General features: G+C 72.2%; 18 protein-coding genes. 12 read left to right on the forward strand and 6 right to left on the reverse strand.

The window, feature by feature from the left end; genetic code table 11:
• Positions 1–42 precede the first annotated feature (42 nt).
• Together GA0070607_RS22545 and GA0070607_RS22550 are read right to left on the reverse strand one after the other, a co-directional pair.
• Positions 43–474, reverse strand: a complete 432-nt coding sequence (locus tag GA0070607_RS22545; protein WP_089019976.1) for a hypothetical protein — start codon at positions 472–474, stop codon at positions 43–45.
• 184 nt (positions 475–658) lie between these two features.
• Positions 659–1360, reverse strand: a complete 702-nt coding sequence (locus GA0070607_RS22550) for a VOC family protein (protein ID WP_157743200.1) — start codon at positions 1358–1360, stop codon at positions 659–661.
• Positions 1361–1613: 253 nt separating this feature from the next.
• Between GA0070607_RS22550 and GA0070607_RS22555 the strand changes: the two genes are divergently transcribed.
• The 4 genes from GA0070607_RS22555 to GA0070607_RS22570 are packed head-to-tail and all read left to right on the forward strand — an operon-like array spanning position 1614 to position 5955.
• Entirely contained in the window at positions 1614–2900 is a 1287-nt protein-coding gene (locus GA0070607_RS22555) for an ABC transporter substrate-binding protein (RefSeq protein WP_089019978.1), read from the forward strand.
• Positions 2897–3892 carry a carbohydrate ABC transporter permease gene (locus GA0070607_RS22560; RefSeq protein ID WP_089019979.1) on the forward strand — a complete coding sequence of 332 codons (996 nt, stop codon included), beginning with the start codon at positions 2897–2899 and terminating at the stop codon, positions 3890–3892. Before GA0070607_RS22555 ends, GA0070607_RS22560 begins: the two co-directional genes overlap by 4 nt.
• A gap of 1 nt (position 3893) precedes the next feature.
• Positions 3894–4736 carry a carbohydrate ABC transporter permease gene (locus tag GA0070607_RS22565; RefSeq protein ID WP_089019980.1) on the forward strand — a complete coding sequence of 281 codons (843 nt, stop codon included), beginning with the start codon at positions 3894–3896 and terminating at the stop codon, positions 4734–4736.
• A 10-nt stretch (positions 4737–4746) separates the two neighbouring features.
• Positions 4747–5955 carry an ABC transporter ATP-binding protein gene (locus GA0070607_RS22570; protein ID WP_089019981.1) on the forward strand — a complete coding sequence of 403 codons (1209 nt, stop codon included), beginning with the start codon at positions 4747–4749 and terminating at the stop codon, positions 5953–5955.
• A 105-nt stretch (positions 5956–6060) separates the two neighbouring features.
• Here the strand turns inward: GA0070607_RS22570 and GA0070607_RS22575 are convergent, their stop codons facing one another.
• Positions 6061–7170 (reverse strand): winged helix DNA-binding domain-containing protein, encoded by a 1110-nt coding sequence (locus GA0070607_RS22575; RefSeq protein ID WP_089019982.1) that lies wholly within the window; start codon positions 7168–7170, stop codon positions 6061–6063.
• A 229-nt stretch (positions 7171–7399) separates the two neighbouring features.
• Here GA0070607_RS22575 and GA0070607_RS22580 point away from each other — a divergent pair, with 229 nt between their 5' ends.
• The 4 genes from GA0070607_RS22580 to wrbA all read left to right on the forward strand — a co-directional run bounded on the left by GA0070607_RS22580 (position 7400) and on the right by wrbA (position 9936).
• The gene (locus tag GA0070607_RS22580) at positions 7400–7756 is read left to right on the forward strand and encodes a hypothetical protein (protein WP_231930155.1); all 357 of its coding nucleotides are present in this window, start codon (positions 7400–7402) and stop codon (positions 7754–7756) included.
• A gap of 344 nt (positions 7757–8100) precedes the next feature.
• Positions 8101–8859: a HipA family kinase gene (locus GA0070607_RS22585; RefSeq protein ID WP_089019984.1), complete on the forward strand. Its 759-nt coding sequence runs from the start codon at positions 8101–8103 to the stop codon at positions 8857–8859.
• The gene (locus tag GA0070607_RS22590) at positions 8856–9224 is read left to right on the forward strand and encodes a DUF3037 domain-containing protein (RefSeq protein WP_089019985.1); all 369 of its coding nucleotides are present in this window, start codon (positions 8856–8858) and stop codon (positions 9222–9224) included. The genes GA0070607_RS22585 and GA0070607_RS22590 overlap by 4 nt, the downstream gene beginning before the upstream one ends.
• A 94-nt stretch (positions 9225–9318) precedes the next feature.
• A complete protein-coding gene (gene wrbA, locus GA0070607_RS22595; protein ID WP_089019986.1) occupies positions 9319–9936 on the forward strand; it encodes an NAD(P)H:quinone oxidoreductase in 618 nt (205 codons plus the stop codon).
• Between the two features lie 86 nt (positions 9937–10022).
• Here wrbA and GA0070607_RS22600 read toward each other — a convergent pair whose 3' ends face one another.
• Complete coding sequence (locus GA0070607_RS22600) at positions 10023–11942, reverse strand: anthranilate synthase family protein (RefSeq protein ID WP_089019987.1); 1920 nt, start codon at positions 11940–11942, stop codon at positions 10023–10025.
• Positions 11943–12204: 262 nt separating this feature from the next.
• Here GA0070607_RS22600 and GA0070607_RS22605 point away from each other — a divergent pair, with 262 nt between their 5' ends.
• The 3 genes from GA0070607_RS22605 to GA0070607_RS22615 all read left to right on the forward strand — a co-directional run bounded on the left by GA0070607_RS22605 (position 12205) and on the right by GA0070607_RS22615 (position 16673).
• The gene (locus tag GA0070607_RS22605) at positions 12205–13617 is read left to right on the forward strand and encodes an FGGY family carbohydrate kinase (RefSeq protein WP_089019988.1); all 1413 of its coding nucleotides are present in this window, start codon (positions 12205–12207) and stop codon (positions 13615–13617) included.
• 99 nt (positions 13618–13716) lie between these two features.
• Complete coding sequence (locus GA0070607_RS22610; RefSeq protein ID WP_231930157.1) at positions 13717–16254, forward strand: sensor histidine kinase; 2538 nt, start codon at positions 13717–13719, stop codon at positions 16252–16254.
• Positions 16251–16673 carry a roadblock/LC7 domain-containing protein gene (locus GA0070607_RS22615; RefSeq protein WP_074307750.1) on the forward strand — a complete coding sequence of 141 codons (423 nt, stop codon included), beginning with the start codon at positions 16251–16253 and terminating at the stop codon, positions 16671–16673. Before GA0070607_RS22610 ends, GA0070607_RS22615 begins: the two co-directional genes overlap by 4 nt.
• Positions 16674–16750: 77 nt before the next feature.
• On the opposite strand, the gene GA0070607_RS22620 is transcribed toward GA0070607_RS22615, so the two are convergent.
• Positions 16751–18094 carry a GH1 family beta-glucosidase gene (locus GA0070607_RS22620; protein WP_089019990.1) on the reverse strand — a complete coding sequence of 448 codons (1344 nt, stop codon included), beginning with the start codon at positions 18092–18094 and terminating at the stop codon, positions 16751–16753.
• Between the two features lie 842 nt (positions 18095–18936).
• On the opposite strand from GA0070607_RS22620, the gene GA0070607_RS22625 reads away from it, so the two are divergent.
• Positions 18937–21837 carry a glycoside hydrolase family 48 protein gene (locus tag GA0070607_RS22625; RefSeq protein WP_089019991.1) on the forward strand — a complete coding sequence of 967 codons (2901 nt, stop codon included), beginning with the start codon at positions 18937–18939 and terminating at the stop codon, positions 21835–21837.
• Positions 21838–22147: 310 nt separating this feature from the next.
• Here GA0070607_RS22625 and GA0070607_RS22630 read toward each other — a convergent pair whose 3' ends face one another.
• Positions 22148–22780: a DUF3159 domain-containing protein gene (locus tag GA0070607_RS22630; protein ID WP_089022029.1), complete on the reverse strand. Its 633-nt coding sequence runs from the start codon at positions 22778–22780 to the stop codon at positions 22148–22150.
• Positions 22781–22971: the final 191 nt, after the last annotated feature.

Below are 22971 nucleotides of genomic sequence, written 5' to 3' on the forward strand. Positions count from 1 at the left end.
CTCCCTTCGTCGGCGTCGGCGGTACCCCACCGCGTTCGTCGGTCAAACCTCAGCCGGTACGGCAGCGACCCGCACCTGGTACGAGAAGTCCTCCGCCGGCTCCTCGTGGTACGACAACCGGCGGATCTGCCGGTCGTCGTCGAAGAGAGCGACGTCCACCAGGACGCCGAGGTGGGCCAGGCCGATGCTGGTCACCCGCTTCTTGTCCTGCAACACCGCGCAGACGCCGCCGAGCAGGGTGCTGGCGTCGGCCGTACGGTGCCCGGGCGGGCAGCGCAGGACCAGGTCGACCTCGATCGGCCCGGGCAGCGGCGTCCAGCCGGTGCGTTGGGCCGCCGCCAGGGCGGCCTGGAGCAGGGTGCGGACCCTCGTCGCCTGCCGGTGCCCGGCGGCGAAGATGGACAATGCTTCGGTCTTGACCGGTGGCAGGCCGCTCACCTCGAACGTCAGGGCGAGAGCGCGGGTGTCCTGCACGACGGCACCTCCTCGTTGGGACGATCCTGCCGAACCGGGGGAATGACGGTGGGACTTCCCGCGATTACCAACCGAACGGGCAGGCCGGGGTCGGCCGGAGGCGTGTCGACGTCGGCGGCGAACGCGCTGGCTGTGGCGCTAGGACGACGCTAGCCGACGGTGCCCGCGCTGGGTAGTCGGTCGCTCACCCGATGGGACGCGGTGCGAAGGCGCAGAACTCGTTGCCCTCCGGGTCGGCCAGGACCCACCAACGGCTCTCGTCCTGCGGCTCGCGCAGCAGCGTCGCGCCCGCCGCGATCAGCGCCATCGGCTCGGGGTCGACCAGGTCGACGTCCCAGTGCATCCGGTTCTTGACCGTCTTGGGCTCGGGCACCGCGTCGAACACCCAGCGGTCCCACGGGAACCCGGCCGCACCGACCACCGACGCGGTACCGGAGCCGTACTCGGCGGTGCCACCGACCACGCCGGCCCACCAGGCCGCCTGGGCGGCCGGATCGGCAGAGTCCACGACCAGCTCGAACGGGCCCGGTCGGGTGCCCTCGAGCGCCGCGAACGCGCAGAACGGGTTGCCCTCCGGGTCGGCGAGCACCCACCAGGTCACGTCCCCGGACGGTGCGCGGAGCAGCCGGGCGCCGGCCGCGATCAGCGCCGACGGCTCCGCGCCGGCCAGCCGCAGATCCAGGTGTACGCGGGTCTTGCCGGTACGCGGCTCCGGCACCTGGTTCACCCAGATCGACTCGGCGCCCGAGCGGGCGGCACGCGGGTCGACGCGGGTGTCCTCGCCTCCGGCGTCGGCCACGTCCGCGTCCAGGATCCGGGCCCAGAAGGCACCCAGCAGGCGCGGGTTGGAAGCGTCCAGACAGAGGTCCTTGAAACGGGCGATCACCGGCACAGCATGCCGGGCCCCCGGCCCTGGAGTACGCGGCTCCGGCCGACGCGCCCGAAGTGATGTCGCGCACACCGGGCCGGTTGGCCGTGTCCCCCGCTGGCGTCAGGTTTCGCGACTTTCCAGGTCGGGCAGTGTGAAGGCCACGAAACGTCCGGGGTCGCGCGCCGCTGGTCCTGCGCCCCGATCGTCTCGCCGTGCGCCGGGGCGCGGTGCGTTTCCCCGGCGGCTGGCCGACAAGAGGGGAGGGGTGATGAGCGACCCTGACGAGGCCCGACGTCGACGGCGACCACGGGTACGCGCGGTGGCGGCAGCCGCCGCGCTGACGCTGGTGGCGCCCATGGCCGCCTGCGGTTCCGGTGACGCTGGTGGCCCACCGACGATCAACCTGTACTACCCGCCGGAGCAGAACCTGCAGAAGGTCGTCGACGACTGCAACGCGCAGGCTCAGGGACGGTATGAGATCGCCTACCGGGTGCTGCCCCGGCAGGCCGACGATCAGCGGGTGCAGATGGTGCGCCGGCTGGCCGCCGAGGACACCGGGATGGACCTGCTCGGTCTGGACGTCACCTGGACCCAGGAGTTCGCCAGCGCCGACTGGATCCGCGAGTGGACCGGCCAGGACAAGGCCGAGGTCGAGCAGGGCACCCTCGCCGGACCGCTGGACACCGCCCGCTACGAGGGCAAGCTCTACGCCGCCCCGAAGAACACCAACGTCCAGCTGCTCTGGTACCGCAAGGACCTGGTGCCGCAGCCGCCGAAGACCTGGGATCAGATGATCACCGCTGCCCAGCAGCTCAAGGAGCAGGGCAAGCCGTACCAGGTGCTCACCATGGGCGCCCAGTACGAGGGCCTCGTCGTCCTCTACAACACCCTGGCCGAGAGCGCCGGCGGAAAGATCCTCAACGACGACGGCACGCAGGCCGTGATGGACGCCGGCACGGTCCGGGCGCTGGAGCAGTTGCAGCGCTTCGCCACGTCGGGCGTGACCTCACCGTCGTTCACCAACGCCACCGAGGACCCGGTCCGGCTGGAGTTCCAGTCCGGTGCGGGCGCCTTCCAGGTGAACTGGCCGTTCGTCTATCCCGCCCTGCAGGAGGCGAACCCCGAACTGGCGAAGCAGGTCGGCTGGGCCCGGATCCCGGGTGTCGACGACAGCACCCCCAGCAAGGTCACCATCGGCGGGGTGAACCTGGCGGTCAGCTCCTACTCCAGGCACCCGGAGCTGTCCTTCGAGGCGGCCCGGTGCATCCGCGACGCCGAGCACCAGAAGTTCTCCGCCATCAACGACGGCGTCCCGCCCACCATCGAGGCCGTCTACGACGAGCCGGAGATGACCGAGGCGTACCCGATGAAGGACACCATCCTGGAGGAGCTGAAGGAGCCGGCGACCCGGCCACTGACCCCGGCCTACCAGAGCATCTCCACAGTGATGTCGGCGATCCTGTCGCCACCGTCGGCGATCCGTCCGCAGCAGACCGCGGACGAGCTGCGCTCCGCCATCGCCGACGCCCTCCAATCCAAGGGGGTCCTCCCGTGAGCCTGCCCGCCACGCCGACCGGAGCGGACGTGACCGCCGAGGAGACCACCCGCTCCACCGGCCGGCACGCCACCGTCCCCACCCAGCGCGCCGGCCGTCACAAGCCGCCGCTGAGCGAGAACAAGAAGGCCGAACGCAGGCTCGGCTGGTTGCTCTGCGCGCCCGCCGCGCTCGTCATGGTCGCGGTGACCGCGTACCCGATCCTCTACTCGGTCGGGTTGTCGCTCCAGCGCTTCGACCTGCGCTTCCCCGACGAGCGCGAGTTCATCGGGCTGGAGAACTACGTCACAGTGCTCAGCAACGAGTTCTGGTGGACCGCGTTCGGGGTGACCATGCTGATCACGGTGGTCACCGTGGCCGTCGAGCTGGTGCTCGGCATGGGGCTGGCGCTGATCATGCACCGCACGCTTGTCGGGCGGGGCATCGTGCGGACCGCGGCGCTGATCCCGTACGGCATCGTCACAGTCGTCGCCGCGTTCTCCTGGCGGTACGCCTGGACGCCCGGCACCGGCTACCTGGCCAACCTGTTCAGCGACGGAGCGCCGCTCACCGAGCGGGCCAGCTCGCTGGCGATCATCATGCTCGCCGAGATCTGGAAGACCACCCCGTTCATGGCGCTGCTGCTGATGGCCGGGCTGGCGCTGGTCCCGGAGGACCTGCTCAAGGCCGCCTCCACCGACGGCGCGACGGCCTGGCAGCGGTTCACCAAGGTCATGCTGCCGGTGATGAAGCCGGCGATCCTGGTCGCGCTGCTGTTCCGCACCCTGGACGCGTTCCGGGTCTTCGACAACATCTTCGTGCTGACCGCCGGCGGCAACGAGACGTCGTCGGTGTCGATGCTCGCCTACAACAACCTGATCCGGGGCCTCAACCTCGGCATCGGGTCGACGATGTCGGTGCTGATCTTCATCACTGTGGCGATCATCGCCTTCGTCTTCGTGAAGCTGTTCGGCACCGCTGCCCCGGGCAGCGACGACTCCGAGAGGCGCTGACATGGCCACCGGTACCGAAACCACCACCCGAGCCCGGGTGCGCTGGGGTCTCCTGGACATCCTCGTGGTCGTCTTCGCGCTGGTCCCGGTGCTGTGGATCGCGTCGCTGTCGTTCAAGACGCCGGCCACCCTCACCGACGGGAACTTCATCCCCCGAGAGTGGACGCTGGACAACTACCGCACGATCTTCGACACCGACCAGTTCGTCCGGGCACTGATCAACTCGATCGGCATCGCGTTGATCGCCACGCTGGTCGCTGTGGTGCTCGGCGCGATGGCCGCGTACGCAATCAGCCGGCTGGACTTTCCCGGCAAGGGGCTGCTGGTCGGCGTCTCCCTGCTGATCGCGATGTTCCCGCAGGTGTCGCTGGTGTCGCCGCTGTTCGAGATCGAGCGTTGGCTCGGCGTCTTCGACACGTGGCGCGGGTTGATCCTGCCGTACATCACCTTCGCGCTGCCGCTGGCGATCTACACGCTGTCGGCGTTCTTCAAGCAGATCCCGTGGGACCTGGAGAAGGCGGCGAAGATGGACGGCGCCACCCAGGGCCAGGCGTTCCGGCGGGTCATCGCCCCACTGGCCGCGCCCGGCCTGTTCACCACGGCGATCCTGGTCTTCATCTTCTGCTGGAACGACTTCCTGTTCGCCATCACGCTGACCTCCACCGAACGGGCTCGTACGGTGCCGGTCGCCCTGTCGTTCTTCACCGGCGAGTCGCAGTTCGAGGACCCCACCGGGGCGATCTGCGCGGCCGCCGTCGTGATCACCGTTCCGATCATCCTGTTCGTTCTCTTCTTCCAGCGCCGCATCGTGTCCGGCCTGACCTCCGGCGCAGTCAAGGGATAGGTGAGTAGTCGTGGCTGACATCGTGCTCGACAAGGTGAGCAAGAAGTTCCCGGACGGGACCGTCGCCGTGCAGGACGTCGACCTGGAGATCGCCGACGGCGAGTTCGTCATCCTGGTCGGACCCTCCGGCTGCGGCAAGTCCACCACCCTCAACATGATCGCGGGGCTGGAGGACATCAGCTCCGGCGAGCTGCGCATCGGTGGCCAGCGGGTCAACGACAAGGCCCCCCGGGACCGGGACATCGCCATGGTGTTCCAGTCGTACGCGCTGTACCCGAACATGACAGTGCGGGAGAACATGGCGTTCCCGTTGCGGCTGGCGAAGCTGGACAAGGAGACCATCAACCAGAAGGTCGACGAGGCGGCGAAGGTGCTGGAGCTGACCTCGTTGCTGGACCGCCGGCCGGCGAACCTCTCCGGCGGGCAGCGCCAGCGGGTGGCGATGGGCCGGGCGATCGTCCGGCAGCCGAAGGCGTTCCTCATGGACGAGCCGCTGTCCAATCTGGACGCGAAGCTGCGGGTGCAGATGCGCACAGTGGTGTCCCGGTTGCAGAAGCAGCTCGGCACCACCACCGTCTACGTCACGCACGACCAGACCGAGGCGATGACCCTCGGCGACCGGGTGGTCATCATGCGCGGCGGTGCGGTGCAGCAGGTCGGCCCGCCGCAGGAGCTGTACGACCACCCGCGCAACCTCTTCGTGGCCGGCTTCATCGGCTCGCCGTCGATGAACTTCCTGCACGCCGCCGTGCAGGACGGCGGGCTGCGTACCGCGTTGGGCGACGTGCCGCTCGGCGACCGGGTCCGCCGCGAGCTGGAGGCGGCCGACGCGCCGCGCGAGCTGATCCTCGGCGTCCGCCCCGAGCACTTCGAGGACGCCGAGCTCATCGACGAGGACACCCGCCGCCGGGGCCTGGAGTTCGAGGCGCCGGTGGAGATCGTCGAGTCGATGGGCTCGGACAAGTACGTCTACTTCACCGTCGAGGGGGAGCGGGCCAGCGCCGCCGAGCTGGAGGAGCTGGCCGCCGATGCGGGTGCCGCCGACTTCGCCGGTGCTGGCGGCAACCTGGTCACCCGGCTCTCGGCCGAGTCACCGGTGGCCGAGGGGCAGTCGCGCCGGGTCTGGTTCAACCTGGAGAAGATCCACCTGTTCGACCCGTCCAACGGCCGCAACCTCACGCTGCACGAGGGTCGGGCGGCCGGCGCGCTCGCCGACTGAACGGCGTCCATCGCGGTGGGGCCGGTGGGTTCGCCCGCCGGCCCCGTCATTTCTGCGTCCCGCGCGCGGCCGTGGCAAGGTGGCCGGCCGAGGACTGAGCTCCGGTCAGGTCGGCCAGTCGAACCGGGGTGGCAGGCCGAGGAAGTCGGCGTACCGACCCAGGGCCTGCTCCACCCGGGCACGTTCACCGTCGTCCAGCGGCGTCAGCGGCTGGATCGTCACGGTGACCGCAGCCCGGGCGACGCGCCGCTTCCACAGGCCCACCACCCGGCCGGCCCGCACCACTGTGGCCTGGAAGACGCCGTTGTTACCCGGCACGACGGCCGCCAGGTGCGCGGGATCGAGCATCAGCGCGCGATCCCGGTAGCCGAGCAGGTATTCGTCGAAACCGGGCAGCACCAGCACGTCGTCGACAGGCGTGCGCGGCGCGTCGGCCAACGCCGCGTCGACGTACATCTCCTCGCCGTCGACCCGCACCACGGCCAGCGCGTCGCCGGCGGCGGCCAGCCCGCGTCGCGCGTCGGTCAGGGTGAGGCCGGTCCAGCCGGCGAACTCGCGGGCGGTGACCGGCCCGTGTCCGCGCACGTAGCGGTGGGCGAGCAGGGCGAGCGCCTCCTCCCGGTCCAGCCGGCGTGGCCCGGGCGCCCACTCGTCGAGCAGCGTGAAGGTCTGCTCGGTGCCGATGTTCGGCGCCAGGCAGGTCACCCCGCGCACGCTGGCGTACCACAGCAGGTGGTAGCCCCGCTGGCCGTCGGTGTCGAGGCCGGCCGCGCGGAGGGTGGCCAGACACTGCGCCCGGGTGAGCCGGCCACCGCCGGCCAGCGCCGCACCGAGGACGTCCACCGCCCGGTCCGCGTCGACGTCGGTGAGCCCGAGCTGTGCTCGGCGGGTCGCCGCGCCGGCCAGCGACCGGATGCCGGTCACCTCCAGCATCCAGCGCGCGTCGGTGGGCGGGACGAGGTGCACGGTGCCCCGCATCGGCCAGGTGCGCAGCGCCTCGCGCCGTTCCAGAGCCGCCTGCACGTCGGCCACGGTCCACCCGGGCAGCCGGGCGCCCAGCGACCACAGCCCGCTGGCCAGGTCCTGCGCCTGCATCGCCCCGAACCACTCGACCACCTCGCCGACGGTGCAGGGTCGCGTGGCCGGGTGCGGGCGCAGCAGCAGGCTGGTCATCCGCAGCGCCAACGCGTCGGCCGCGCTGAGGTCGGCGGGCATCAGGCGCTCCTTCCGGTTGTCGGGGCCGCCAGCCTAGGACCACCCACCGACACCGGGTGGAACCGACACCCGGGTGGACACGACACCCGGCGCGCCCGCGTCCGACCGGATCGCAACCGGGAGCATAACGGCCGTCGCAGCGGGAAGGCGGCCGACCGGAAGTGCGCGCGCCGCGCGTGCGGAAGGGAGTGTCATGACTGCCGCAAGCGAACCGGCCCGAGGTTCCGGCGTGACTGCCGGGTCCCAGGGCCATCGGGCGGGCACCGGCGCCAAGACCAGCGCGGCCGCCACGTTCGCCCTGGTCTTCGGGGTGTCCGGGCTGATCAGCGTGTTGACCGCGATCCTGGCCTGGGTCGGGCTGGTGCTCGGGATCATCGGGATCATCCTCGGCATCGTCGGGCTCAAGATGGCCCGTCGACCAGGGGTGACCGGTCGGGGCGTGGCGATCGGGGGACTGGTGCTCAGCATCCTGGCGGTGCTGATCGGCCTGGGCCTCGCCGCGGGCATCACCACCTTCATCAACAACGAGGGCGCGGTGGACCGCCTCCAGCAGCAGGTCGACGACCTGCGCGACAAGCTCGACTGACACCGGTGGCACGCTGGCCGCGTCCGCCTCGGTGGTGGCGTGCTCCCGACCACTGTCCCATTTCCCTTTGCACTGCTTACACGGGCGCAACAGGTATTCACGGTTCGGCCATGCCGAGCGCATCGCCGTGCGGAGCTGCGGCATAGTCGCAGCTCAGCGCGGTGTTGCGTCCGGGTAAGCAGAGCAAAGGACGCGATTCATGGGGTGGCGGCTCCGTCCGGACGTCACGCACGGTTACCCGTCGTCTTCGGTCACAAGAGGGGCCGCGGACGCAGCGTGGATCGCGCGGCGGGCGGTGGCGGACGGCGGCGGACGCGGCCGGCGATCACAGTAGGGTGGGCGATGTGCTCCGCCAGATCACCGCGATCCGCTACGTCACCCCGCTCCGCGAGGGTGGCTCGCTGCCCGGCGTGGTGGAGGCCGACGACCTCGGCACGTACGTGGCGAAGTTCCGCGGCGCCGGCCAGGGGCCCAAGGCGTTGATCGCCGAGGTGATCTGCGGTGAGCTGGCCCGCCGGCTGGAGCTGCGGGTGCCGCCGCTGGTGGTGCTCGACATCGACCCGGTGATCGGGCGGGCCGAGCCCGACCAGGAGGTGCAGGAGCTGCTGCGCAACAGCGGCGGCGCGAACCTGGGCATGGACTTCCTGCCGGGTGCGCTGGGCTTCGACCCGGTCGCGCACCCCGTCGACGCGATGCTGGCCTCCCGGGTGCTCTGGTTCGACGCGTACGTGGAGAACGTGGACCGGAGCTGGCGCAACCCGAACCTGCTGGTCTGGCACCGGGAGCTGTGGCTGATCGACCACGGCGCCTGCCTGTACTTCCACCACAACTGGCCGCGGGCGGCCGCCGCCGTGCACCGGGCGTACCGGGCCGAGGACCACGTGCTGGCGCCGTACGCCTCCCGGCTCGCCGAGGCCGACGCGGAGCTGGCGCCACGGGTCACCCCGGAGCTGCTCGCCGAGGTGCTGGCACTGGTGCCCGAGGAGTGGCTGACCGCGGCCGACTTCGACTCGGCCGACGCGGCGCGTGAGGCGTACCTGGCGCACCTGTCCGCCCGGGTCGCCCGCACCGCGGACTGGCTCCCGCAGGGGAGCGCGGCATGAGGCAACCATTCGAGTACGCCGTCATCCGGCTGGTGCCCCGCATCGAGCGCGGCGAGCAGATCAACGTCGGGGTGCTGCTCTACTGCCAGCAGCGCGACTTCCTGGCCGCGCGGACGCACCTGGACGCCGACCGGGTCCGCGCGCTCGCACCCGACGTCGACCTGCCGGCGGTGGCCGCGGTGCTGGACTCCTGGGACCGGACCTGCGCCGGTGACGGGCCGGCGAGCCGGATGCGGCTCGGTGAGCGGTTCCACTGGTTGGTCGCGCCCCGCAGCACGATGATCCAGACCGGGCCGGTGCACACCGGCCTCACCGCCGACCCCGCGGCGGAGCTGGAGCGACTGATGGCGGCCCTGGTCCGCTGACCGGGGCGTGACCGGTAGCGGGCCCGGATTCCGTTTGGCGGTGCGGACAGGGGGTAGTCGCCGGAGCTGACTCAGACGAGAAGGGAAACATCTGATGGCTGCCCAGACCAAGGTAGCGGTGATCTACTACAGCGCCACCGGAATCACGTACCAGATGGCGCAGGCCGTGTGCGAGGCCGCCGGGGACGCCGGCGCCGAGGTGCGCCTGCGCAAGGTGCGTGAGCTGGCGCCGGACGAGGCGATCCGCTCCAACTCCGGGTGGCAGGCACACCACCTGGAGACCCAGGATGTCCCCGAGGCGATGGTCGACGACCTCTCCTGGGCCGACGTGGTGATCATGGGCGCGCCGACCCGGTACGGCATGGTCGCCGCCCAGCTGAAGCAGTTCATCGACACCACCGGCCCGCTGTGGGCGCAGGGCGCGCTGGCCAACAAGGTCTACTCCGCGTTCACCTCGACGGCGACCGCGCACGGCGGGCAGGAGACCACCCTGACCTCGCTCTTCACCGTCTTCTACCACTGGGGTGGAGTCGTGGTGACCCCCGGCTACACCGACACCAGCCAGTTCATCGCCGGCAACCCGTACGGCGCCTCGCACACCAGCAACAACGGGGAGATCGCCCCGGACGCCGTGGCGCTGGGCGCCGCCGCGCTCACCGCCCGACGGGCGGTACAGATCGGCACCGCCCTGAAGAAGGGCCTGGCCGGCTGACCGCAGCGGGGACCGGCGGCGCGGGCGGGGGCTCTCGGCCCGTCCGCGCCGCCGGTCGATTGCAGCCGTACCCCCGGTCGGGGTGACTATGCCCGCCCGCGGGCCGGGGACAGCTCGTCCGGGTGCGGCGCCGGCAGCAGGTCGTCCAGCAGCTCGGTCAGCACGGCGATCCCGTCCGGGCTGAGCACCGACTCCGGGTGGAACTGCACGCCGGCGAAGCCGCGCCCACGCAGGGCGTGCACGGCGCCGTCGCGCACGTCCCGGGCCAGCTCCACCGGCCCGTACGCGGTGTCCAGCCGGTCCGCGTCGGCGCGAGCGGTGAACGTGGAGTAGAAGCCCACCCGGCGGACGTGCCCGAACAGCGGCACCTCCCGTTGCAACCCCTGGTAGGGCGCCTCCCGGCGGTGCAGCGGCAACCCCAGCAACCCGGCCAGCACCTGATGGCCGAGGCACACCGCGAGAGTCGGCCGGCCGCTCGCGAGCAGCCCGGTCAGCAGCTCCCGCAGCGCCACCATCTTCGGCTCGTCCGGGCTGTCCGGGTCGCCCGGCCCAGGCCCGGCCACCACGAGGTCGTAGGCGTCGAGCGGGCCGCTGTCGTGCCACGGCCGCAGCGTGACCGCCAGACCCAACGCGCCCAGCTGGTGGGCCAGCATCCCGGTGAAGGTGTCCTCGGCGTCCACGATCAGCGCGCGGCGGCCGACCAGCCCGGGCAGCCCCGGCGCGTCCGGGGCCCGCTGGTCGAGCCAGAACCGCGCCAGCGGGGCGTTACGCGCGGCCAGCGCGTCGCGTACCGCGGGGTCGTCGGCCAGCCGCGCGAGCGGCCCGCGGCCGCCACCGGGCGCCGCCGGGCCGAGACCGAGCGCGGCCAGCACCCCGGCCGCCTTGGCGTGTGTCTCGGCCACCTCGCCGGCCGCCGTCGAGTGTCGGACCAGGGTGGCGCCCACCGGCACCCGCAGCCGGCCGGTGGGGGAGATCTCGGCGGTACGGATCAGGATCGGCGCGTCCAGCGTCTGCCGCCCCGCGTCGTCGTGGCCGAGCAGGGCCAGCACGCCCGCGTAGTAGCCCCGGCCGACCCGCTCGTGTCGGGCGATCACCCGGCAGGCGTTCTCCATCGGGCTGCCGGTCACGGTGGGGGCGAACATCGTCTCCCGCAGCACCTCCCGCACGTCGCGGGTGCCCCGCCCGGCGAGCAGGTACTCGGTGTGCGCCAGGTGCGACATCTCCTTGAGGTACGGGCCGATCACCTGGCCGCCGTGCTCGGCGACGGTCGCCATCATCTTCAGCTCCTCGTCGAGCACCATGTACAGCTCTTCGACCTCCTTGGGGTCGGCGAGGAAGCGCAGCAGCGCCGCCCGGTCCGGCGCCCCGCCGGCGGGCCGGAAGGTGCCGCTGATCGGGTTCATCATCACCAGCCCGTCGTCGACGCTGACGTGCCGCTCCGGGCTGGCGCCGACAAGGGTGCGGGTGCCGGTGTGCACCACGAACGTCCAGTAGGCGCCGCGTTCGGCGACCAGCAGTCGGCGCAGCGCGGCCAGCGCGGCCACCAGCGGCGGGCCCTGTACGGTGGCGTGCAGGGCGCGGTGGATGACGAAGTTGGCGCCCTCGCCGTGGCCGATCTCCTCGGCCAGCACCCGCCGCACCGTCCCCGCGTACTCCTCGTCGGTGACGTCGAACGCGGCGTCGACGGCGCGCACCGGCTCGTCGGGCAGCGCGGCGAGCACGTCGGCCAGGGCGATCCGGTGGCTCTCGCGGATCTGGAGGCACTCCAGCGGGGCGCTGTCGTCGACGCAGGCGAAGCCGCGCTCGGTGATCTGCCGATAGGGCACGACGGCCAGCGTCCGCGCCCCGGGCTCCGGCGGCAGCGGGATGTCCGCCAGCCGGTCCACGGCATCGACCGGGCCGGTGAACAGCTCCAGGTCGTCGGTGCCGTCGCGGCGCAGCAGCGCGAAGGGGCCGGGGTCGACGCCGCGGGCGACGGCGGCGAGCAGGTCGGTCAGGTGGGTCATCGGATTCTCCGTCGGGCCGGGCGCCGCCGTTGGGGCGGCCATCGGTGCCGGGAGATCCGGCGGCCGCCTCGATGGCGGCCGCGTGGATGGAGCTACGCGCGGTAGGTGGCCGCCGGGTCGGCGGGCCACCAGCAGGTCAGGTGCGCGAGCATGCGGTCCACCCTACGCGCCCACCGACCGGCCGGGTAGCCGATCGGGCGTACCGGTGCGCCCGGCCCGACCAACGTTCCGGCACGCCCGGTACCGGGTAACTTGACCGGCGATGAACATTCTCGCGCTCGACCTGGGCACCTCCTCGGTACGTGGGCTGGTGCTGGACGGGGACACCCAACCGCTGCCCGGCGCCCTGGCCCGGCGGAAGGTCAACCTCGCCCTCGGCGAGGACGGCACCGGCACCCTCTCCGGTCCCGGCTACCTCGCCTGCCTGATCGAGTGCCTGGACGAGCTGGCCGAGGGTGGACATCTGTGCGACGTCGAGTTGGTGGCCGTCTCCGCGCAGTGGCACTCGGTGCTCCCGCTGGACCGGGACGGCGCCCCGCTGGGCCCGGTGATCACTTGGCTGGACACCCGGCCGGCGCCGCTCCACGGGGCGCCCGGCCCGGCCGACCCGGACGACTTCCACCAACGCACCGGCTGCTGGTGGCACCGCTCCTACTGGTCGGTGCGGCTGCCCTGGTTGCGCGAGATGTCCGGCACCTCGATCACCCGGTTCGTCGGCCTGCCCGAGTACGTGCTGGGCGAGCTGCTCGAGGCGGCGCCCATGTCGGTCTCCCAGGCCTCCGGCACCGGACTGCTGGACCTGGGCAACCTGCGCTGGGACGAGGAGGCGTTGGCGCTGGCCGGTACGCGACCGAGGGAGCTGCCGCCGCTGGGCGAGCTGGCGTGGCACGGCCGGCTGCGACCGGACCGCGCCCGCCGCTGGCCGCAGCTGGCCGAGGCTCGATGGTCGCCACCGGTGGGCGACGGCGCGGCCTCGAACGTCGGCTCGGGCTGCGTCGACCCGAGCCGCGCCGCCGTCACCGTCGGCACGTCCGCCGCCGTACGACTGATGCAGCGGGTCCCGGCCGGCGGGCCGCTGCCACGGCTGCCCGAACGGCTGTGGCGCTACCGGGTCGACCACGACCACGTGGTGACCGGGGCGGCGTACTCCAGCGGCGGCAGCCTGTTCGCCTGGGCCGACCGGGAGCTGCGGCTGCCCCGGGGCGCCGAGCTGGACGCGGCGCTGGCGCTGGTGCCGGCGGGCGGTGGACGGCCGGCGGACCCGCGCTTCGGTGGCGACCGGGCGCCGGGGCTGGCCCCGGCGGGCACCGGCGAGGTGCGTGGGCTCAGCTTCGGAACCACAGCGGTGGACATCCTGGCCGGGCTGATGCAGGGGCTGTGCGAGCTGGTCGCCGAGGACCTGACCGTGTTGGAGTCCACCGTCGACAAACCCGTCGAGGTGGTGCTGGGCGGCGGCGCGGTGGCCGCCTCGGTGTGGTGGCGGCAGGCGTTCGCCTCCGCGCTCGCGCCGCGACCGGTGTCGCACCAACGCAATCCGGAGATCGGCGCCACCGGCGCAGCGTTGGTGGCGCTGGGCCGGTTCGGTGACGCGGTCGAGCTCGCCGACATCGGCCGGACGGACGAGCTGGTCCTGCCGACCACGACAGGACGCTCCCACCCGCAGTATCCTTCGTGAACTTCTTCCCCGTCCGGGCCGTTGACAGCGCTCCCGAGCCTGGTTGGATGGACTGCGCTCCCCGGACCGCGGTGGACGCGGCAGGACGGAGGAGGCAGTGTGGCGGTAGGTCCCGACCCGGTGAACGGCGCGGTGTCGAACCATCGTCGGCGTCGCTTCGATGTCCGGGTCGTTCCGCACCGGCGCCGCTCGCCGTTCCGGCTGCGGGACTGGCGGATGAGCACCAAGCTGGCCACCGTTCTGGTGGTGCCGTCGGTGGCGTTCCTGGTGCTCGCTGGCGTGCAGACCAGCGCGCTGGTGGGGCGGACGACGGCGTTGAACGACTTCGCCCGGCAGGTCGGCATCGGCCGGCAGATCACCGCGGTCGTGCACCAGCTCCAGCAGGAGCGGGACCGCTCGGCGGGGGAGCTGGGCGAGCTGCGCAGGGGTGGTGACCGGGAGGCCACGTCCACCGCCCTGAAGCCGTTGCAGGCGGCGACCGATCGGGCCATCGTGGACCTGCGCCGGGCGGCCGAGCCACTGGCCGACGCCGACGCGTCCTGGCGGGTCGCGTTCTCCGAGGTGCTGGAGGCGTACGACCAGGTGGTCGACATCCGGCCGGCGATCCCGCCCGCGGTGCTCAGCACCGACACGATCCTGAGCAACTACCACCGCGCCGTAGACACGCTGCTCGACCTGCTCGCCGAGCCGACGCCCGGCCAGGAACGGCCGGCACTGAGCGACGCGGTGCTGCGCTACGTCCAGATCGCCCGGGTCAAGGAGCTCTCCTCGCGGGTCCGGGCCCAGCTCTACGCCGCCGCCCGCGCCGGTCGGTACGGCACAGAGGACCGGGTTCTCCTGACCGACCTGCGTGCCCAGCAGCTGACCGCGCTCGGCGCGTTCCGGGTGGCCGCCACCACGGACCAGATCCGCCGGTACGACGAGACCTCGGTGGACCCGTTGTTCCTGGTCGCCACCCAGCTGGAGGAGCGCAGCCTGCCGGCCGGTGACGCGACGCCCGAGGTGCTGCCCTCGGAGCAGTGGTGGTCGGCCAGCCAGCAGCGCCAGGAGTTGCTGCGCCAGGTCGAGGCGGGGGTGCTCGACGACGCTGTCCGGCAGGCCGACGGGGCGAGCAGCGGCCAGCTGAGGACCACCCTGCTGGTGGCCGGTGGGATCGTCGCCGTGCTGCTGGTCGCGCTGCTGATCTCGCTGCTCGTCGGGCGCTCGGTCGCCCGGTCGATGCGGTTGCTACGCAGCCAGGCGTTGCGGATCGCGCAGGTGGAGCTGCCGGACGCCCTGGACCGGCTGCGGACAGTGACCGGCGGGGTGCCGGGCATCGAGGTCGCGCCGGCGGTGGTCCGCTCGCTCGACGAGATCGGCGAGCTGGCGGAGGCGTTCGTCGCTGTGCACCGCAGCGCGGTCACCGTCGCCGTCGAGCAGGCGACGATGCGGCGCAACGTCAACGCGATGTTCGTCAACCTGGCCCGGCGTAGCCAGGTGCTCGTGGAGCGCCAGCTGGAGCTGCTGGACGACCTGGAGCGCGAGGAGAGCGACCCGGATCAGCTGGAGAACCTGTTCAAGCTCGATCACCTGGCTGCCCGGATGCGCCGTAACGACGAGAGCCTGCTGGTGCTCGCCGGCACCGATTCCACCCGCCGGTGGAACCGGCCGGTCGGGCTCGGCCCGGTGCTGCTGGCGGCCGCCGCCGAGATCGAGCAGTACCAGCGGGTCCGTCTGGAGTCGGTGGGCGACGTGCACGTGGTCGGGCATGCCGTCGGTGAGCTGGTGCACATGCTGGCCGAGCTGCTGGAGAACGCCACCGCGTTCTCCCGCCCGGACACCGTCGTGGCGGTGACCGCCCGGGTCGAGGCCGCCGGCGCCCTGATCGAGATCACGGACCGTGGTCTGGGCATGAGCCCGGCCGCCCTGGCCGAGGCGAACGAGGTGCTGGCCAGCCCGCCGGCTGCGGACGTCGCGACGGTCGAGCGGATGGGCCTGTTCGTGGTCAGCCACCTGGCCGCCCGGCTGGGCGTGCGGGTGCGGTTGGACGGCGGCCACAACGGCCTGACCGCCCGGCTCGCGCTGCCCGCCGCGTTGCTGGCCCCGGCGGGAGCGGTGGAGCTGGATCCGCCGGCCCCGGCCCGGATGCTGGCCGCCGCCGCTCGGGGCGTTGGTGCGCAGCGGACGCCCGGGGCTGCCCGGGCCGCGGGCTCGTCCGGGCCGGCTGTCACGCCGCTGGACCTGCCGGTTGCGGGCCGCCCGCCCGGGGCGGCCGTGCCGCGTCAGGCCCGCCCGGTGCCGGTCCGGGCCGAGGACGTGCTCACCCCGGGGCCGTCGGGCAACGGCGGCGGATGGTGGTCCCGCGAGGGCCCGACCGGGCCGGCGGCGCCGGGGCCGGTCGTGCCGCCGGCAATTCCGGTGATCGCCGGCACGAACGAGCGGGGCCTGCCGATGCGGGTGCCGATGGCGCAGCTCTCCTCGGTCACGCGCCCGGCCCGGCCGGAGTCGGCGCCGGCGCGGGCCGACCTGGACCCGGAAGCGGTCGGCGGCATGCTTTCCCGGCTCTACAGCGGGGTACGGCGTGCCGAGGCCGAGGACACCACCGAGATACCCGTGCCACCGTCCGGGGGGCACGATGAAGGGGGACGACGACAGTGACGACGTTGAGCCAGGAGGCACGGGACCTGAGCTGGCTGGTGAGCGCGTTCGCGGAGCGGGTGCCGGGCGTGGCGCACGCGGTGGTGGTCTCCTCGGACGGGCTGCTGGTGGCGATCTCCGACAACCTGCCCCGCGACCACGCGGACAAGCTCGCGGCGGTGACCTCCGGGCTGATGAGCATCACCGCGGGCGCGGCCCAGATGTTCGACGGCGACGTCGTCAAGCAGACGGTTGTCGAGATGGGCCGGGGCTACTTCCTGGTGATGCAGGTCCGGGACGGGTCGATCCTGGCCACCCTCGCCGCCGGGGACGCGGACATCGGCGTGGTGGGCTACGAGATGGCCCGGCTGGCGAAGCAGGCGGGCGAGATGCTCACCCCGGCGCTGCGGGCGGAGTTGCAGCAGGCGCTGCCCCGCTGACCGGCCCCGGCCGTGCCCCGGACGGTCACCGGCTCACCGGAGCCGGCCGCCGGGGCCCGGCTGCCCGGGCAGCCTGCTCAGAAGCCGCCGTCGGCGATGACCGAGCGGTACCAGTGGGCGCTGCTCTTGAGCACCCGCCGCTGGGTCGGGTAGTCCACGTAGACCAGTCCCCACCGCTGGTCGTACCCCGCATCCCATTCGAAGTTGTCCAACAGCGACCAGACGTGGAAGCTCTCGAGCGGCACCCCGGCGGCGATGGCCCGGTGTGCGGCGGCCAGGTGGTCGCGCAGGAAGCTGATCCGGCCGGTGTCGTCGACGGCGCCATCGGTGGCCAGGGCGTCCGGGGTGGGCAGCCCGTTCTCGGTGACGGTGAGCGGGATCGGGCCGTAGTCGCGGGTGACCCGGGTCAGGATGTCGTACATCCCGTCGGGGTAGATCTGCTGCCACCGGGCCTCGGAGGTCGGCCAGCGCTGCTCGGTGCCGCCGTCGGCGGTGACGTAGATCGGCGTGTAGTACTGCACCGCGAGCAGGTCTACCGGTGCGGAGATCACGGCCAGGTCGCCGTCGCGGATGCCGCGGACCATCCGGCTCTGTGGGCCCAGGTCGGCCAGCACATCCTGTGGGTAGCTGCCCTTGAGCAGGGAGTCGAGGTAGAGGCGGTTCTCGTAGCCGTCGTAGAGCCGGGCCGCCGCTGCGGCCTCCGGTGAGTCGTCGGCGGGGTAGCAGGGGTGCAGGTTGAGCGCGGGGCCGATCCGGCCGGTGCCGCCGGCGGCGCGCAGCGCGCGGACCGCGAGCCCGTGGGCGAGTTGCAGGTGGTGCGCGACGAGGTAGGCCGCGTCGGGGTCCCGCAGGCCGGGGGCGTGGTGCCCGCCGAGGTAGCCGTTCTGCACCACGGTCTTGGGTTCGTTGACGGTCAGCCAGACCGGGACGCGGTCGCCGAGGGCCTGGAAGACCGCGTCGGCGTAGTCGGCGAACCGGTTGGTGGTGTCGCGCGACTCCCAGCCGCCGGTGTCCTGCAGGGCCTGTGGCAGGTCCCAGTGGAACAGGGTGGCCATCGGGGCGATGCCGCGCTCGTGCAGGCCGTCCAGGAGGCGGCGGTAGAAGTCGAGCCCGCGCTGGTTGGGCGCGCCGCTGCCGTCGGGTTGGATCCGGGGCCAGGAGATGGAGAAGCGGTAGCTGCGCAGCCCGAGGTCGCGCATCAGGTCGAGGTCCTCGACGTACCGGTGGTAATGGTCGGCGGCCACGTCGCCGGTGTCGCCGTTGCGGGTGCGCCCGGGGGTGCGGGCGAAGGTGTCCCAGACCGATTCGCCGCGGCCATCCTCCTTGGCGGCGCCCTCGATCTGGTACGCGGAGGTGGCCGCGCCCCAACCGAAGTCGCTGGGGAAGCGCAGCGGGCCGGCGGGCCCGGAAGGTATCGACATGGATTCTCCTCGTGGATACAGGGCAACCGCCGAAATTCGGGAGCGCTCCCATGATAGGGCAGGGGCGGCCGGCCCGATCAGTCGGTCATCCTGTGGGGCCAACTGTGGCGGGTTGAGGCGGTGTGGAGCCCTGGACAGCGAACGAGGCCGACCGGGCGGCGCGGCGCGCCTGTCCCGTCGGCCTCTTTTCCCATCGTGTACGGGGGTTTAGTGTGGGGACGGGGGAGGGCAACCCCCGTCCCCACCGTAACTGCACACACACGGGCGGATTGTGGGTCCTGCCGTGCGTGTCGCGCGGGAGCCGGGCCACGCGAGTGGCTCTGGTTCCACCTCCCTCCGTGTGGCGGGATGATGGCTGACGGCGGCGTCCGGGCTGGCCCGTCGTCAGCCCTCGGGCTGGTTCACCGGGCTCGTCAGAGACGTTCCCGGTGATCTTCTAATAGGAACCTTTATCGATGGAAGCGCTCCCATCGATGATGCTGCGACTGTAACGCCCGTCACGGCTTTGTGAAAGACCCAAAACAAGATCGAAACACGGCGTCGATCCGGCTCGCCGCACGCTTGTTGTGGGAGCGCTTCCATGGCACACTGTCGATTCAACGCGACAGGAGCCAGATCGCGTGGGCGCGGGTCCGCCGAGGGCAACCGGTAGCACGATCGCCGGTCACGGCCACCCGAGCGCGGCCGGCGGGACCCCCTTCCCGTGCGGGCCGCACCGCCGTACCCCGGCCCGGGCCCGGGAGACCACCTTCCCGGCGCCTCGAATCCCCGCGCACCACCACCCTCGCGGGCAGGCGCCCCGCCGGGCACATCCCGGCCTGGTCCGAGGAGACACCGCGCACATGAGACAACTGGCACGACGCCGCCGAGTGGCGATCATCGCCGCCGCCGCGCTCGCCGTCGGCGGGGTGACCCTGCCCGCCGGCGCCGCGCAGGCCGCACCGGCCTGCGATGTGGTCTACGCGACCAACGACTGGAACAACGGCTTCAGCGCCAACGTGACGATCAAGAACCTCGGCGATCCCATCACCAGCTGGACGCTGACGTTCGCCTTCCCCGGCAACCAGCGGGTCACCCAGGGCTGGTCGGCGCGCTGGAGCCAGACCGGCAACCAGGTCACCGCCACCAACGAGTCGTGGAACGGCAACCTCGGCACCGGCGCCACCACCAACATCGGCTTCAACGGCTCCTACACCGGCACCAACGCGAAGCCGACCTCGTTCGCCGTCAACGGCGTCACCTGCGGGGGTGCCCCGCAGCAGCCGCCGACCGTCGGGCTCACCGTGCCGGCCGGCCCGTTCGAGGCGCCGGCCGACGTGCCACTGACCGCCACCGCCAGCGACCCGGACGGGACCATCAGCAAGGTCGAGTTCTACCGCAACGGCCTGCTGGTCAACACCGACACCACCGCCCCGTACGGCTACACCCTCGAAGACCTGCCGGCGGGCTCCTACACCGTGCAGGCCAAGGCGTACGACAACGCCAACCTCAGCGCCACCGCCGAGAAGTCGTTCACCGTGACCGCCGCGTCCGGGCCGACGCTCGTCGCCACGCCGTCCGCGGTCACCGTCGCCGAGGGCGGCAGCTCGACGGTCAACCTCAAGCTCAGCGCCGCCCCGACGGCGACCGTGCCGGTCACCCTGTCCCGCACCGGCGACGCCGACATCACCGTCTCGCCGGCCACGGTCAGCCTCACCCCGAGCAACTGGAACACCGGGGTCAACCTCACCGTGGCGGCGGCCGAGGACGCCGACACCGTCAGCGGCACCGCCACCGTCACCGCCTCGGCCACCGGCTACGCCCCGCTCGCGATCACCGCGACCGAGGTGGACAACGACACGCCCGGTGGCGACAACACCTACGTCACGCGCTTCCTCGACCAGTACGGCAAAATCAAGAACTCCGGCTACTTCAGCCCCGAGGGCGTGCCGTACCACTCCGTGGAGACGCTGATCGTCGAGGCGCCCGACCACGGGCACGAGACCACCTCGGAAGCGTTCAGCTTCTGGCTCTGGCTGGAGGCCCAGTACGGCCGCGTGACCCAGAACTGGGCGCCGTTCAACAACGCCTGGACGGTGATGGAGAAGTACATCATTCCCACTCACGCCGACCAGCCGACCGCCGGCGCGGCGGGCACGCCGCAGTACGCCGCCGAGCACGACCTGCCCAGCCAGTACCCCTCGCAGTTGGAGCCGTCGGTGTCGGTGGGCCAGGACCCGCTGCGCAGCGAGCTGCAGTCCACCTACGGCACCGGTGACATCTACGGCATGCACTGGCTGATCGACGTGGACAACACCTACGGCTTCGGCCGCTGCGGCGACAAGACCACCCGGCCGGCGTACATCAACACGTTCCAGCGGGGCACCCAGGAGTCGGTCTGGGAGACCGTGCCGCAGCCGTCCTGCGACACCTTCACCGCCGGCGGCCAGTACGGCTACCTCGACCTGTTCATCAAGGAGTCCGCCGCCCCGGCCAAGCAGTGGAAGTACACAAATGCCCCGGACGCCGACGCCCGTGCCGTACAGGCCGCGTACTGGGCGCTGACCTGGGCCAAGGCGCAGGGCAAGCAGGCCGATGTGGCGGCCACCGTGGCCAAGGCCGCCAAGATGGGCGACTACCTGCGCTACTCCATGTTCGACAAGTACTTCAAGAAGATCGGCAACTGCGTCGGGGCCAGCGCCTGCCCGGCCGGCAGCGGCAAGGACTCCGCGCACTACCTGATGTCCTGGTACTACGCCTGGGGCGGCGCGTACGAGACCAACCAGAACTGGTCCTGGCGGATCGGCTCCAGCCACAACCACTTCGGCTACCAGAACCCGTTCGCGGCCTGGGCGCTGACCAACACCCCGGAGCTCAAGCCACAGTCGCCGACCGCGGCCGCCGACTGGACCAAGAGCTTCGAGCGGCAGCTGGAGTTCTACACCTGGCTGCAGTCCGCCGAGGGCGGCATCGCCGGCGGCGCGACCAACAGCTGGGGCGGCAACTACGGCCAGCCCCCGGCCGGCACGTCCACCTTCTACGGCATGTACTACGACGTCGACCCGGTCTACAACGACCCGCCGTCCAACCAGTGGTTCGGCATGCAGGCCTGGTCGATGCAGCGGATCGCCGAGCTGTACCTGCAGACCGGCAACGCCAAGGCCAAGGCACTGCTGGACAAGTGGGTGCCCTGGGCGATCGCCAACACCACAGTCGGCACCAACTGGTCGATCCCGTCGGACATGAAGTGGACCGGCCAGCCGACCACCTGGAACCCGACCAACCCGCAACCCAACACCAACCTGCACGTCGAGGTCACCGTCAAGGGGCAGGACGTCGGCGTCGCCGCCGCCTACGCCCGGACCCTGATCGCGTACGCGGCCAAGTCGGGCAACGAGGCGGCCAGGACCACCGCCAAGGGGCTGCTCGACGCGCTGCACGCCGCCAGCGACGCCAAGGGCGTGTCCACCACCGAGAAGCGCGGCGACTACCGGCGCTTCGACGACACCTACGACGCGGCCAGCGGGCAGGGCCTCTACGTCCCGCCGGGCTGGACCGGGAAGATGCCCAACGGTGACGCCATCGCCGCCGGCAAGAGCTTCGTCGACATCCGGTCGTTCTACAAGAACGACCCGGACTGGCCCAAGGTGCAGGCGTACTTGAACGGTGGTGCGGAGCCCAGCTTCAACTACCACCGGTTCTGGGCCCAGGCCGACGTCGCCATGGCGTACGCCGACTACGGCAACCTGTTCCCGAACGGCTGACAGCGCGCCGGGGTGGGTGGCGTGCCGCCCACCCCGGTGTCCGGCCGGGTCCGGGGGAACGACGGGACCCGGCCGGCTGACGGCCTGACACCCACGGTCAGGCCGGGGTGGGCCGGCCATCCGGCCGACGCAGCGGGTCGGCCGGCCCACCCCACCGCCCAGACTGGAGGCAGCCGCGAAAAAGCCCAGAAATTCGGGCCGTCACGGGATCACGCCGACGACCGGGACGGAGTAACGTACGTCACCGGAGAGGCCGCTCCCCCCGTGGCGGCCTCTCCACTTTTGTGCCCCGGTTTCCCAGCCGGTGGGGTCACCGGGGCGACGCGGTGGGGCCCTTGATGATCGGGTGACGCAGCCCCGGGTGCCCGGGCGGCAACGACCGACGCAGCACCACCCAGCTCACCGCCAGCGCCGCCGCGACCAGCGGCCAGGTCAGCGCGACCCGGGCCACCACCAGCGCGAGCACCTGCCCGCTCAGGTACAGCGGCACGAACACGGCCACCCGCACCACGTACGTCGCCGTCCACACCCAGCTCGCCCGGCCGTACCCGCGCAGCAGCGCCGGGTCGCGCCGCCACCGGGAGCGCTGGCCCAGCACCGCGCCGACCAGTACGCCGAGCAGCGGCCAGCGCACCACGATGCTGACCGCCCACGCCAGCGCGCTGGCGGCGTTGGAGAGCAACTGGATCAGAAAGAAGTTCTCGGCCCGGCCGGTGCGGACCGCGATCAACGCGGCGACGCAGACGGCGAGCAGCCCGACGAGCACCGAACGCGGCCGGTCGCCCCGACGCAGGCGGACGCCGGCCACCACGGCGCCGACGGCCAGCGCCGCGCCGACCCCGGCCCACAGCGACTCCCCGCCGAGCAGCCAGCCCGCCGCGAACGCCAGCGGTGGCAGAGTGGCGTCGATGGCGCCGCGCCGCCCGCCCAGCAGATCCGCCAGCGACTCGGTCCGGGCCGGTCCGTCCCGGCCCGTGTCGACCCCGGTCCGCCGGCCCGTATCGGGCGCCTCCTGGCCGGCGTCCCGCTCCGGTGTGCCGCTCACCGCCACCTCCTCGCCTCCGCCTCAACCTAACCGCCGCCCCCGGGTGGGCCACCGGCCGTCCGGCCGACACCGGCCGCTACCGTGTGCCA

It is taken from the genome of Micromonospora coriariae (assembly GCF_900091455.1).
Lineage (GTDB): Bacteria > Actinomycetota > Actinomycetes > Mycobacteriales > Micromonosporaceae > Micromonospora > Micromonospora coriariae.

Excerpts from the sequence above, each read along its gene's own strand:
- GA0070607_RS22565 (WP_089019980.1), top strand. The coding sequence starts at position 3,894 with ATGGCCACCGGTACCGAAACCACCACCCGAGCCCGGGTGCGCTGGGGT.
- GA0070607_RS22590 (WP_089019985.1), top strand. The coding sequence starts at position 8,856 with ATGAGGCAACCATTCGAGTACGCCGTCATCCGGCTGGTGCCCCGCATC.
- GA0070607_RS22575 (WP_089019982.1), bottom strand. The coding sequence starts at position 7,170 with ATGCCCGCCGACCTCAGCGCGGCCGACGCGTTGGCGCTGCGGATGACC.
- GA0070607_RS22555 (WP_089019978.1), top strand. The coding sequence starts at position 1,614 with ATGAGCGACCCTGACGAGGCCCGACGTCGACGGCGACCACGGGTACGC.
- wrbA (WP_089019986.1), top strand. The coding sequence starts at position 9,319 with ATGGCTGCCCAGACCAAGGTAGCGGTGATCTACTACAGCGCCACCGGA.
- GA0070607_RS22620 (WP_089019990.1), bottom strand. The coding sequence starts at position 18,094 with ATGTCGATACCTTCCGGGCCCGCCGGCCCGCTGCGCTTCCCCAGCGAC.
- GA0070607_RS22605 (WP_089019988.1), top strand. The coding sequence starts at position 12,205 with ATGAACATTCTCGCGCTCGACCTGGGCACCTCCTCGGTACGTGGGCTG.
- GA0070607_RS22600 (WP_089019987.1), bottom strand. The coding sequence starts at position 11,942 with ATGACCCACCTGACCGACCTGCTCGCCGCCGTCGCCCGCGGCGTCGAC.
- GA0070607_RS22625 (WP_089019991.1), top strand. The coding sequence starts at position 18,937 with ATGAGACAACTGGCACGACGCCGCCGAGTGGCGATCATCGCCGCCGCC.